The following is a 12088-nucleotide window of genomic DNA, read 5'->3' on the forward strand; positions in this document are numbered from 1 at the left end:
TTCTTAGCAGACCGCCGGGAGGCGGCCTGCGTTGAGTGGAGAAGTGGGAACAGCAGAAAAAGTGTCTGCTATGGCGCCTCCAGCTCTAAGGTGCGACGCAGGGCGTGAAGTTCATCCMCTCCCAGGTGCTCAAGCCTTCCGGCGAGCAAGTCGCTAATTTTCTGAACGGGAAGCCCTGCCCGGCGGGCAATTTCTCGGCTTCCTAGGTCTGATACGGCGATCAGACGCGTGATAATACGCATTAATCGCGTACGTTTTTCAAGTTCCCTGACGTCGAGGTCAGGGCTGCTTCGCGGAGGATCAAGCTGTTCCGCTGTGGCAGTTGCGCGTGCCGTGCTCATGTGGCTCCATCAGTCTGAAATGACCTTCACACAATGCCGCCAACCGATGCGCATTTCAATGCCTATTTTGATGAAAATTTCACGACCTCAGCAAAGCCCGCAAAGGGGCTAGCTCTGGTAAACTATGTGCCTTCCTATTTTTATGTGTATCGGGTTCGATGCACGCTACTTTTTCGATTTTTTATCTCGCTTTTATAGGCCGTTGGGCCGAGGAGTTTTGCATGTCGTCGAACAGCGCACCCAAGGTGGGCGTGATCATGGGATCTAAGTCTGATTGGCCGGTCATGGAGCACGCTGTCTCCATGCTGGAGCGTTTGGGCGTGGCTTATGAAACCCGCGTGGTCTCGGCGCACCGCACGCCTGACCTGCTGTTCGATTATGCCAAGAGTGCTGCCGAGCGCGGCTTGCAGGTTATCGTGGCGGGGGCGGGCGGTGCAGCCCACTTGCCGGGCATGGTGGCCTCGCAAACGCCGCTGCCCGTGCTGGGGGTGCCGGTGGAGTCGAAAGCGCTCAAAGGTTTGGATTCACTGCTCTCCATTGCGCAAATGCCGGGCGGCATTGCGGTGGGCACCTTGGCGATTGGCAAAGCGGGCGCCACTAATGCGGGGTTGCTGGCGGCGCAAATTGTCGGCCTGCAAGATGCGACTGTACGCAGCGCGGTAGAAGCGTTTCGCGCTGAGCAAACTCAGAAAGTCCTCGACAACCCTGACCCGCGCCCCGAGCCGGAAGCGGAATAAGGAGTCTGGCTATGAACTCTGGTATTGCAAAGAGCGACGTAGTTACAACTGATATCGTTAAAACTGACGTCGTACAAAACATTGGCGTACTGGGTGCAGGTCAATTAGGCCGCATGTTGGCGCTAGCGGGTTATCCGCTGGGTAATCGTTTCACTTTTTTAGATACTACGGGTAATCCCAGTGCTGGGATTGGCGATGTCATTATCGATCCTGACAACCAGCACTTGGCCGAGTTTTTGGCCAAGGTTGACGTAGTGACCTACGAGTTTGAGCACTTGCCCGTTCAGTTGGTGCGTGAGATCGAGCAGCACAAACCGGTCTACCCCAGCAGCCGTGCCATTGAAGTGTGTCAAAACCGAGTCGAGGAGAAGACACTGTTTGATCGCTTAGGCATCCCCACGCCTGCCTACCGGGTGGTTGAGAGCGCCGAGCAGCTTGAAGCGGCCGCCCGTGAGTTGGGTTGCCCCGTAGTGGCTAAATCGGTCACTGAGGGCTACGACGGCAAAGGCCAGGCAGTATTAAAGCAGCCTGAGCAGGCGGCGGATGCGTGGAGCGCTATCGGCCATTCGCAGTTAGTTGTTGAGGCCTTCGTCGACTTTGTGCGCGAAGTCTCAATGATTGCCGTTCGTGGTCGTGATGGCGAGGTGGTGTTCTACCCCATGGCCGAGAACCAGCACGTAGACGGTATTTTGCGCTACTCGGTGGCGCCTCTGCCGGATTTGGATGCCAGTGTTCAGCAGACCGCCGATGGCTATATTCGTGCGTTGCTTGATGAGCTGGATTACGTGGGCGTGCTGGCGCTAGAACTGTTTCAAACCCGCGATGGCAGCCTGCTGGCCAATGAAATGGCCCCCCGTGTGCATAACTCCGGCCACTGGACGATGGACGGCGCGGTGACCAGCCAGTTTGAAAACCACCTGCGCGCGATACAGGGCTTGCCCTTAGGCGATACCCAGGCGATTGCGCCTACCTGCATGATTAACGTGATTGGTCGTGAAGGTGACAACGCAGCGATTCTAGCGCTTGCCAATACGCACCTGCATCGCTACGACAAAGCCGAGCGCGCCGGGCGTAAGCTTGCCCACGTCAATATCCTCGCGCCTAATCATGCCGAACTGCTGGAAAAAGTGAACGCCTGCAGTGCGTTACTGCCTGAGGCACCGTCGCCACAGTTAAGCTTTTCCATCAAACAGTAGTTTCTAAAGCCGCCTGCTTAGCTCAGGCGGTTTTTTTCTACCAATGTTGACCAATCATGCAACTTTTATCGCTAAAAGTGACTGAATGCGCTAAAAAGGAGCCACAACAAAAAATCAGCTAATTATGCTGATCTTAATAGCCACTTTTAGGCGGATAGTTAGTATGCCTCACTCTTCAACTACTGGGTCTGCCCCTGGGCTGCGCAGTGGTTTCCATCGCGACCACCATGTCACTGTAAAGCGCCTGCATAGCGAAAAAGTACGTCTGCTGTACGACAATCTTTGGCAACCGGTGCTAAGCAGCGTGTTGGCAGGCATGCTGCTAGTCGCAGCCATGTGGCCAGTGGTCGCAAGCTGGGTACTGCTCACCTGGCTCGCAGTATTGMCCTTTGTTTCGTTCGCTCGCCTTGCCTTGGCCTACTATTTTCGCCGCTTACCGGCACAGCAACAGCAGCGTCGCCGCTGGCTTTATCGGTTTAGCGCCGGGGCGATTGCGGCTGGCTGCGTATGGGGTGTCGGTGGCATCGTTCTGTTTACTGGCGAAAATCATGGCCAGGTTGCGGCGCTTTCGATTGTACTGGCGGGTATTGCTGCTGGTGGAGTAACCACGCTTTCTGCCGTGTGGTGGGTAGCGCTTGGTTTCGTGCTGCCAATTTTGCTCCCTCTGTTAGTACAGTTTTTACTATTAGGCTCACCGCTGGCGATCTTGATTGGCGCCATGCTTAGCCTGTTTCTCGGCCTGATTGTTACCACCAGCCGCCGGTTAAGCCGAATTATTCACGATAACATTGCCCTGCGGGTGAGTATGTCCGCCCGGGAAGCGCAGCTGCAAGAGAGCGAAAATCGCTACCGCTCGATCTTTCAACACTCGCCGTTGGGAGTGCTGCATTTCGATGGGCAGGGGTACGTCACTGATTGTAATAGCAAGCTGCTGGAGATACTGGATGTTAACCGCGCGCAGCTGCTCGGCTATCGGATGTTATCCCGCTCAGCGGATCCAGAAGTGGCCAATGCAGTACGTAATGCCCTAGCTAAGGGAACTGGCTACTACGAGGGCACTTACTATTTGCCCAAAGCGAGCGCAGGCACCCCTTTGCGAGCGTTTTTTAACGGCGTGCATAGCGCCAGTAATGAGATGGTGGGCGGTGTGGCCATTATCGAAGACTTTACCGAGCGTAAGCGCGCTGAAGCGATCATCTATCGCCAGGCGTTCTATGACTCACTCACCAATTTGCCGAATCGGCGGCTGTTTATCGAGCGTTTGGAATCCCTCTGCGATGAGAAACACAAAGGACTTCAGAGCGGTTTACTGATGTTCTTGGATATGGATCGGTTTAAATTGATTAACGATACCTTAGGACACGCTACTGGCGATAATTTGTTAGTGCAGGTGGCCCGAAGGCTGGAAAGTTGCCTGAGCGAAGGCGACATAGCCGCACGCCTAAGTGGTGATGAATTTGTGTTGCTGGCGTTGTTTGATGAGCCCTCGGCACAGCGCCTCGAAGCATGCGCTGAGAGTTATATGCTCAAGGTTCAGCAGGCGCTCTCTCAGCCTTACCGACTGGCAAGCCACGATACGGACGTAACGCCGAGTATAGGTTATACCTGCTTTACTACAGCCGCCTGTGACCACGAAGAAGTGCTTAAACAGGCGGATATTGCGATGTACCGCGCCAAAACAGAAGGTCGGGCACAGCTGTGCCGCTATCAACCCTGGATGCGCGATAAGCAATGCAGTGATCCGAACGCTTAAGCCAATTGACCGATTAGCAGCACCCACAGCGCGATTAACGCAAAGTGGCCAGGGTACCATGCTAGCCATAAACGCCGTGGCATCACTAAGTAGACGGGGGGGATTCGTTGCGCTGCACCTGCAGCAAGAATGAGTACGAACAGGCAGGTGCCTACGGTAAACGACTTGGCCATATCAGAGGCATTCATCTGCCCGGCAATCCAGAGTACCGGAAATGCCGCTAAGCCTGCCCATAGGCGCGCTTGAAAATGGCTTTCTGCTTGGCTTAGCGCATGCATGGCAAACATTAACAGCGGAATCAGCAGCAGCCCGTTGTGACCATACTCCACCCAAAAGCCGAGCAGGTACCACACGGTAACGCCTATCGCCGCGCCTGCTAACAGCCAGGGCAGACTTAACGTTTGCTGCTGGTAGTGCTGCCAGCCTTGGCGCACTAACGCCCCTAGGGCTAAACCAGTAGCCAGGGTAAAGCAGACGTTGAGTATAAAAGCGTCTGATGAGCGTGGCATCATCATGTAGGGGAGTTGGGCGACCAGGCCGATAATCAGAATACGCCGTGAGTAGCGCAACGGGTTACGGGTATTAAACAGCCCGTGCCAGGCCACCATGGCGGCAAACAGCGGGAAGGCGATGCGGCCAATGGAAGAGCCTGCCCAGCTTAAATCCCAATCACCGGGCAATACATAGCGTGTGAGGTGGTCAATGGTCATAGTGATCAGCGCCAACCATTGGCCCCAACCTGTCCAGTGAGAAGAAGGGCGAGGGAGAGCGCCTGCATGTGGGCTAGTCGAGTGAGCCATAAAACCTCCGTGTTGAACATGCGCAATGATACACAGACAGAGGTAGCTTTACCTAGTTCACTGAATTAGCAGAGTTAGACAGAAACGCATCACCCCGGCAATTGCCGGGGTGATGGATATTAAGGCTTGCTGTGAAGCTTACTCTTGCCCGCCGAAATAACGGTTGTAGATCTCGTCGTAAGTACCGTCTTCTTGCACTTCAGCCAGGGCTTCGTTGAACTGCTCGGCGAGTGCTTCGTCGCGTTGACGGAAGGCGATACCAAAGCCATCACCAAAATATTCTTTAGGTTCGGTGAGCATCTCGCCGACAACAACGTAGTTGCCTTCTTCGCTATCCAGTAGCGTTGACTTACCGACCGGGTAGTCGAGGAACAGGATGTCCAAACGCTCGGATTCCATGTCCAGCACCATGTCGTCGGCGGTAGAGTAGCGGTTGATGTCGGCGACATCGCCGTACATGTCGGTGACGTAGTTATCCTGCAGAGTACCGCGCTGAACGCCGATGGTCATGCCGGCGAGTGATTCTTCATTGGTTGCATCAAGGTCGGTGCCTTCAGGGGCAAACCAAGCGGACGGCGGGGTGATGTAGGGGTCAGAGAACAGCACTTGCTCGCGACGGTCATCATTGATCGTCATGGAGGACATAATAGCGTCGTATTTGCGGGCCATGAGACCTGGGATAATGCCGTCCCAGCCCTGTACCACCCATTCACATTCAACGCCGATACGCTCGCAGAGGGCGTTGCCCAGGTCGATATCAAAGCCGGTCAGCTCGCCATCCGGCGTGCGGTATTCCATCGGCTCGTAAGGCACATCAACCCCGATACGTACTTGGTCTTCTTGCGCCTGGGCGGCGCTTGCTGCAACGGCTAAGCCTAGCAGTGAGACAGACAGCAGTTTTTTCATTATGTATCTCCTTGGAAGCAGAGTTCATCTAAGCAACCGCCGCGTAATGGTGGCGTTGCCTATAGGGCGTTGACCACGTTAATCACAGGTTGCTTTGCGATGATCATTGTTAACTTATCCTAACTCGGCGTTGACGAAAAGCGCTTGATGATGCGTAAACCAACGTTTGTTTCACACTAGGAGTTCTGTGGCTGCAGATGGGCGAGCAGCTTTTTCTCTAGATAACGAAAGAAATACAGGATAGTGAAGGTTAAACACAGGKATATCGCCGCCACAAACAAGAATGCGTCAAAAGGTGCATAAAAACGCGCATAGACAAAGCGCGCCGCGCCGGTCAGGTCCATAATCGTCACCACGCTGGCAATAGCGCTGGCGTGTAGCATGAATATAACTTCGTTGCCGTAGGCCGGCAGGGCGCGACGAAAAGCGCTGGGGATAATAATGCGCCGCATGGTCTGCTGGGGCGACATGCCGTAGGCTCGAGCCGCTTCAATTTCACCTTTCGAGGTAGACTTAATCGCGCCGCGAAAAATCTCGGTCGTATAGGCGGCGGTGTTGAGGGTAAATGCAATGAGGGCTGGAACGAACGGTTCTTCAAGTATCACCCATAACCAGGTTTCTTGGATACCTTCCACAAATACCACGCCGTAATAAATCAAGTAGAGCTGGATGAGTAGTGGTGTGCCACGAAAGACATAGGTGTAGACAAAAATAGGCCACTTAATCCAGGCATGTTTTGAACCACGCCCAATGGCAAGGGGAACCGCCGCAATTAAACCAATGACCAGCGATAAAAATACCAGCTGCACCGTGGTGGCCAGCCCATCGCCATAGTAGGAAAGCGTTTGCAGCGTGAAAATACTGTTCTCGGCAAGCTGATTTTCGAGCCATGTCATGAAAGCGGTCATTAGTCTGCCTCCCCATAGCCAATGTTGTAGCGTTTTTGCAGACGAGCAAAGATCCACTCCGAAACGCTGGCGATGAGCAGATAGATAAGCGCAACAATAATCATGAAGGTGAAAGGTTCGCGCGTCGCTTTAGAGGCTTCTGAGGCGACACGCACCATATCAGAAAGCCCGATGACCGAGACCAGTGCGGTGGTTTTGAGCAATACCATCCAGTTGTTGGAAAGGCCGGGCAGCGCATGGCGCATCATCTGCGGAAAACGGACGCGACGAAAAACCAACCCATCGCTCATGCCATAGGCTTTACCTGCTTCGATTTGCCCGTTATCGACCGCCATAAAAGCGCCGCGAAAGGTTTCCCCCATATAGGCCCCGAAGATTAGCCCAATGGTGACAACGCCCGCAACGAAGGCATTGATATTGATAAAAATATCGATATCGAAGGAGTAGTAAAGCCAGTCGGTGATCATGTTGACGCCAATTTGACCGCCGAAAAAAAACAGCATCATCAACACGAGGTCGGGCACACCGCGAATAAGTGTGGTGTAAAGCGTGGCAAGACGATGTGCTAACCAGTTGCGCGACATCTTCGCGCTGGCGGTCAGTAGCCCTAAAATAATCGCTAAAATCAGCGACAACACCGCTAATTGGATGGTGACGCCTGCCCCCTCAATCAGCCGGGGGCCATACCCTTGTAGATCAATCATGGTCAGCCTCGCGGATCAGTATTTGGGAGCCAGAAATTGCTGCAGGCGCGGTGATTGCGGATTGTCCAGTACGTCAGCCGGCGGTCCCGCCTCTTCCACTAAGCCTTCGTGAAGATAGATGACTTGGCTGGAGACATCACGGGCAAAGCCCATCTCGTGGGTCACCACCACCATCGTGCGGCCCTCTTCAGCGAGGTCGTGCATGACTTTCAATACATCGCCAACCAATTCCGGATCAAGGGCAGAGGTGGGTTCGTCAAACAGCATTACTTCCGGATCCATTGCCAGCGCGCGAGCAATTGCTCCACGCTGCTGTTGGCCACCGGACATCTGCGCAGGATAGGCGTTGGCGCGTGCCGTTAAGCCGACGCGATCGAGCAGGGCATGGGCGTGCTCCAGGGCTTCTTTTTTGGGTTTTTTCAGCACGTGTATCGGTGCTTCGATGATATTTTCCAACAGTGTCATATGAGCCCAAAGGTTAAAGCTCTGGAACACCATGGAGAGCTTGGCGCGCATTTGTACTACCTGCTTCCAGTCTTCCGGTTCGCGGCCATGCTTAGTGGTTTTAAAGCGAATGGGGTCGCCATGAACAATGAGGTCGCCATCGTCGGGCTGCTCAAGCAGGTTCATACAGCGCAAAAAAGTACTTTTACCCGATCCAGAGGCACCTATCAGGGTAATCACATCGCCCTTTTGGGCTTGCAGTGAGAGACCTTTCAGAACTTCCGTATCGCCAAAGCGTTTTTTAATATTACGCACTTCAAGGGGAGTAGGCGTAGCGGCCATATCATTGGCTCCAGTACAGAGTTGCCGCAGCAACATGTGGGTTTGATGCGGCTGGCGCGAAAAAAGGGGCGATTCTATCAGGCTGGGCGCATTATGCGCGCTTTCCTTATAACATTATGCACTCGACGTTGGTCGTATCGACGCCAAGGGGCCTGTTATCGCCTTACCATTGTTATTGTCTTAGCTAGATTGCCTGCCTGGGAGTCTAAGCGATTGGCGCCACCAGTAGCGCGGCACGGGCGCCCACTTCCACCTGGGCGTTGGGGAACACCACGTAAAGTGGCGTATCGCCCACCCGAAAATCACCTGCCTTACCATCCTGCGCCAGCAGGGTGCCAGGCTCAAAGCGGCTAAAGTTCGCCGTGTTCTCGGCAAAACAGAGCTGGAAGTCATCGGATTGACGAATTAACTCGTGATGCACCTGAAAAAACAGAATTTCTGCGGCTGGCTGACTGGGCGGGGAGCGTCCTTCACTAAGCGCCGCGAGCAGCACACGCATAGGCTTTAGGGAGGCCATGTCGTTTTGACCGAAAGGGGCGACGCGGCCCAGTTCAAAGGTAAATGCCTGGGCGGCGTGATAGTGCTTGCTGTAGTGAGAGAACGTCCAGCTGTGCTGATGTTGGTGCAGCACCGCCTGCATGTCCGCCGCTGCTAGCCAGCCCCACTGCTCGGCGTCTGTGTGGGCCTCGGCAAAGGGTTCTACAACGAAACGGGTGTAGCGGCTATCCCGAATCGCGGTGTGTAGGTCGTAATGCAGTTTGGGTAGCCCGGAATGACGCGCATAAAAACCATCCACAGCGGCCATTAATGCCCGGGCGCGATCTGGCTCTTCACCTTCGGCGCGTAATTCGCGGCTAAATAGCCGGTTTAAATTGGTAGTAACAAAACGCTGCTGTGCCTTAAGCGCGGGTAGATTGCCTAAAATCACCAGGACGGGCGCGCCGAGCTTTATGCTGCCTGCTTCTAAGCCGCTTAGCCATTCTCCTACCAATTCAACGGGCGCGGTTTCATTGCCGTGGATGGCTGCTGAAAAAATGCACGCGCGTGCGTCCTGACTGGCGGTGTGGGGAGTGAGTTCCAAAATGCCCGGCGCATGCAAACAGTAGCTGCCGCTTGCGAAAACGCCTTGGCTGGCGGCGGGGGGCTGCCCGTCAAGCGACCAGTCGAGCCATTGGCCTAGCATTGTCGCTCCTTAGCATCTGTTGACAGTATCTTTGTCAGTTTAAAAGTGAGCCTAGCATTACCATGCTTAACGTTTGTCACAAGCCAGTAGGTCGTTCGCGTGTAAAAGCCTAGCTTATTCGTGAAAAAGCGTATTCATGCAGCAAGTTGGATTCTAACAGCTGCTTTAATCAAAAAAGCGCCCATGGGATGCATGAGCGCTTTTTCTCAATTTGCTTAGTAATTTACGTAAAATGCTGGTTACGCAGAACGCTGGCGCTGCATTTCTTCTTGATACTCGCTGGCAAGCGACGTTTTTTGTTGCTCTTGCAATCCACGCCCAGCCAATTGAAAAACCTCGTGCTCCTCTTCATCCAAGTGATGAGTGACTAAATGCTGGAGCTGCTTAGCGTGGGTTAGCCAATGCGTAGCGCTGTAGTCGGTTTCATCAAGAAGCTCTAAAAGTTCATCAATCTCATGGTGTTCAGCAACGCTATGACGGGCTTTTTCCTGGGTCAGATCAATCGACATCATGGGAATATAGAGCGCCCGTTCTTCGGCGGCAGCGTGATAGTGCAATTCGGCACGCACCTGCTGGTAAAGGTTATCGCGCTCGCCGCTGTCTCCATGTGTCTCAACTAAGCGGGCAAGCAGGTCGCGCTGAATATCGTGATCCTTGCGCAGGGCTTCAAAAATCGTCATTCCAGACTCCTTGGATACGTTTGCGATAGACAAGTCAAAAGCTAGTGGTGGATGGCATAAAGTGCAAGGTGGCGTTCGTCGATGAAATCGACGCCCACGGACGAAAACATTCGCTTTTTTCTATTCTTGAGTGCGCTATGTTGTTGGCACTACTTATTACTGGGCGACGCCCGCTGCAAGACTAATGAGTCAATGACTAAGGGAAGGAGATAGTAATGACGAAGGTACTGGTACTCTATTATTCCATGTATGGTCATATCGATACGCTGGCCCAAGCCGTGGCCGAAGGTGCAAAAGGCGTTAGTGGTGTCGAAGTCACCGTCAAGCGCGTGCCGGAAACAATGCCTGACGAGGCGTTTAAAAACGCGGGAGGCAAGCAGGACTACGATACGCCAGAAGCCACGCCCCAAGAGCTTGCCGATTACGATGCGGTCATCTTCGGTACGCCCACCCGCTTTGGTAACATGGCCGGTCAGATGCGCACCTTCCTGGATCAGACCGGTGGGCTTTGGGCAAATGGCGCCCTGCGTGGCAAAGTCGCCAGTGTGTTCACCTCTACTGGTACCGGCGGTGGCGATGAAATGACTATTACCTCTACCTGGACCACACTTGCCCACCACGGCATGATTATTGTGCCGATTGGTTACGGTATCGAAGAGCAGTTTGATATTTCTAAGGTAAGCGGCGGCACACCCTACGGTGCAGCGACCCTCGCTGGTGGTGACGGTTCGCGTCAGCCCGACGAGCGCGAACTGAAAATTGCCCGTTTCCAAGGCGAGTTAGTGGCCAAAACGGCGGCTAAACTGGCTAGCTAATTGAGCATTTCGGTCAGTAAAGTATCGAGTGCTTAACTCGTATAGCTCGTAATCTAAAAAGCCTCGCTGGAGAAATCCAGCGAGGCTTTTTTATTGGCGTTACAGCCACTGGCTACGCGCCACGTGTAGCCGTATAAATTGTGTAGACAGATTGGCTGGCCGTCATAAATAGCCGATTGCGACCCTTGCCAGCAAAACACACATTCGAGCAGACTTCGGGCAGCAACACCCGCCCCAGCAGGGTGCCTTCCGGTGAGAAGACCACCACGCCATCAATGCCCTCGCCACCATTGGCACTTGACCAGATATTGCCATCTACGTCGCAGGTCATACCGTCGAAAATGGTATCCTCGCTGGTGACAATCACCTGCCGGTCGCTCACGCTGCGGCCATCTTCGCCCAGTGTCCAGCGTAGGATCTGCGCGGGCTCGTCGAAGTGAGTGGGAGCGCTATCGCTGGCATAGAACCCTTCGCCATCGGGTGTTAGCACAATACCGTTTGGCTTGCGGATATMATCAGTCAGCATGATGGGCTCATCAAGGCTGTCATCGACGTAATAGATCGCGGTTTCGAGCTCCAGGTCGCGTTTTTTGCCCTCGTAGTCGAAGTGAGCGCCATAGCCAGGATCGGTAAAAATCACGCCACCTGACGGCAGGGCAACCACATCATTGGGTGCATTGAGTGGCTTGCCTTGATAACGCTCGGCCAGCACCGKGGTGCTGCCATCCCMCTCGTAGCGTAAAACGCGTGAAGGGTAGTGTTCGCAAGCGATTAACCGACCCTGATGATCGAAGGTGTTGCCGTTGGAGTGCCCGACATTGTCTCTTAAAACGCTGACTTGGCCAGTGGATTCGTCCCAGCGCATCTGCTTGGCACGGGGTATATCGCTGAACACGACATAACGACCTATGGCGTTCCATGCTGGCCCCTCTGTCCACAGTCCTCCGCTCCAGTGGCGCTCCAGTGGGCTATTGAAAATCATATAATCACTAAAGCGAGGATCTTCGACCTTCCAGGCATCAATTGGGTATCTATCCGGGGTAGGGCCTTGTGAGGTCTGCAAAGCAAAAAGCTGAGGCGATGTGCCAACAGCGGCCAGCGCGGCCGTTGCCGAAAGGAACTGACGGCGTCCAAGTTTCATAGCATTTTCCTGATTGTTGTTTGTTAACGTTGAGTGTTGACGTGCAACGAGCGGACAGAACGGGATTTTCAGCCACTCTCAGGAAAATGTAGAACATATGTGGTTAAAAATCGCACATTGGCTGCCCGGCAGCAGTTC

Annotated in this window: 13 protein-coding genes; 4 read left to right on the forward strand and 9 right to left on the reverse strand. The window is 54.0% G+C overall.

Annotated features, from left to right (window positions below; translation table 11 throughout):
* Positions 1-68 precede the first annotated feature (68 nt).
* Complete coding sequence (locus HALO_RS08245) at positions 69-341, reverse strand: XRE family transcriptional regulator (RefSeq protein WP_050713300.1); 273 nt, start codon at positions 339-341, stop codon at positions 69-71.
* 221 nt (positions 342-562) lie between these two features.
* Between HALO_RS08245 and purE the strand changes: the two genes are divergently transcribed.
* The 3 genes from purE (at position 563) to HALO_RS08260 (ending at position 4027) form a co-directional block, all read left to right on the forward strand.
* The gene (purE, locus tag HALO_RS08250; RefSeq protein WP_022522693.1) at positions 563-1078 is read left to right on the forward strand and encodes a 5-(carboxyamino)imidazole ribonucleotide mutase; all 516 of its coding nucleotides are present in this window, start codon (positions 563-565) and stop codon (positions 1076-1078) included.
* Positions 1079-1089: 11 nt separating this feature from the next.
* Positions 1090-2274 carry a 5-(carboxyamino)imidazole ribonucleotide synthase gene (locus HALO_RS08255; protein WP_081899158.1) on the forward strand — a complete coding sequence of 395 codons (1185 nt, stop codon included), beginning with the start codon at positions 1090-1092 and terminating at the stop codon, positions 2272-2274.
* A 163-nt stretch (positions 2275-2437) separates the two neighbouring features.
* Entirely contained in the window at positions 2438-4027 is a 1590-nt protein-coding gene (locus tag HALO_RS08260; protein WP_050713301.1) for a sensor domain-containing diguanylate cyclase, read from the forward strand.
* Here the strand turns inward: HALO_RS08260 and HALO_RS08265 are convergent.
* From HALO_RS08265 to HALO_RS08295, 7 genes are all read right to left on the reverse strand, one after another.
* Positions 4024-4827, reverse strand: a complete 804-nt coding sequence (locus HALO_RS08265; RefSeq protein ID WP_035584224.1) for a TraX family protein — start codon at positions 4825-4827, stop codon at positions 4024-4026. The two genes, HALO_RS08260 and HALO_RS08265, sit on opposite strands and share 4 nt — an antisense overlap.
* Positions 4828-4965: 138 nt before the next feature.
* Positions 4966-5733: a transporter substrate-binding domain-containing protein gene (locus tag HALO_RS08270; protein ID WP_035584221.1), complete on the reverse strand. Its 768-nt coding sequence runs from the start codon at positions 5731-5733 to the stop codon at positions 4966-4968.
* 176 nt (positions 5734-5909) lie between these two features.
* A complete protein-coding gene (locus tag HALO_RS08275; RefSeq protein ID WP_050713302.1) occupies positions 5910-6641 on the reverse strand; it encodes an ABC transporter permease in 732 nt (243 codons plus the stop codon).
* Positions 6641-7345 carry an ABC transporter permease gene (locus tag HALO_RS08280; RefSeq protein WP_008958949.1) on the reverse strand — a complete coding sequence of 235 codons (705 nt, stop codon included), beginning with the start codon at positions 7343-7345 and terminating at the stop codon, positions 6641-6643. Before HALO_RS08280 ends, HALO_RS08275 begins: the two co-directional genes overlap by 1 nt.
* 15 nt (positions 7346-7360) lie before the next feature.
* Positions 7361-8131 carry an ABC transporter ATP-binding protein gene (locus HALO_RS08285; RefSeq protein WP_035584215.1) on the reverse strand — a complete coding sequence of 257 codons (771 nt, stop codon included), beginning with the start codon at positions 8129-8131 and terminating at the stop codon, positions 7361-7363.
* Between the two features lie 205 nt (positions 8132-8336).
* A complete protein-coding gene (locus tag HALO_RS08290; protein ID WP_035584212.1) occupies positions 8337-9314 on the reverse strand; it encodes a succinylglutamate desuccinylase in 978 nt (325 codons plus the stop codon).
* Positions 9315-9553: 239 nt separating this feature from the next.
* Positions 9554-9994, reverse strand: a complete 441-nt coding sequence (locus tag HALO_RS08295) for a hemerythrin domain-containing protein (RefSeq protein WP_035584209.1) — start codon at positions 9992-9994, stop codon at positions 9554-9556.
* A 215-nt stretch (positions 9995-10209) separates the two neighbouring features.
* Between HALO_RS08295 and wrbA the strand changes: the two genes are divergently transcribed.
* Positions 10210-10809: an NAD(P)H:quinone oxidoreductase gene (gene wrbA / locus HALO_RS08300; protein WP_035584206.1), complete on the forward strand. Its 600-nt coding sequence runs from the start codon at positions 10210-10212 to the stop codon at positions 10807-10809.
* A gap of 112 nt (positions 10810-10921) precedes the next feature.
* Here wrbA and HALO_RS08305 read toward each other — a convergent pair whose 3' ends face one another.
* Positions 10922-11950 (reverse strand): SMP-30/gluconolactonase/LRE family protein, encoded by a 1029-nt coding sequence (locus HALO_RS08305; protein ID WP_050713303.1) that lies wholly within the window; start codon positions 11948-11950, stop codon positions 10922-10924.
* Between the last annotated feature and the right edge of the window lie 138 nt (positions 11951-12088).

The organism is Halomonas sp. R57-5, from assembly GCF_900070345.1.
GTDB classification, from domain to species: domain Bacteria; phylum Pseudomonadota; class Gammaproteobacteria; order Pseudomonadales; family Halomonadaceae; genus Vreelandella; species Vreelandella ventosae_B.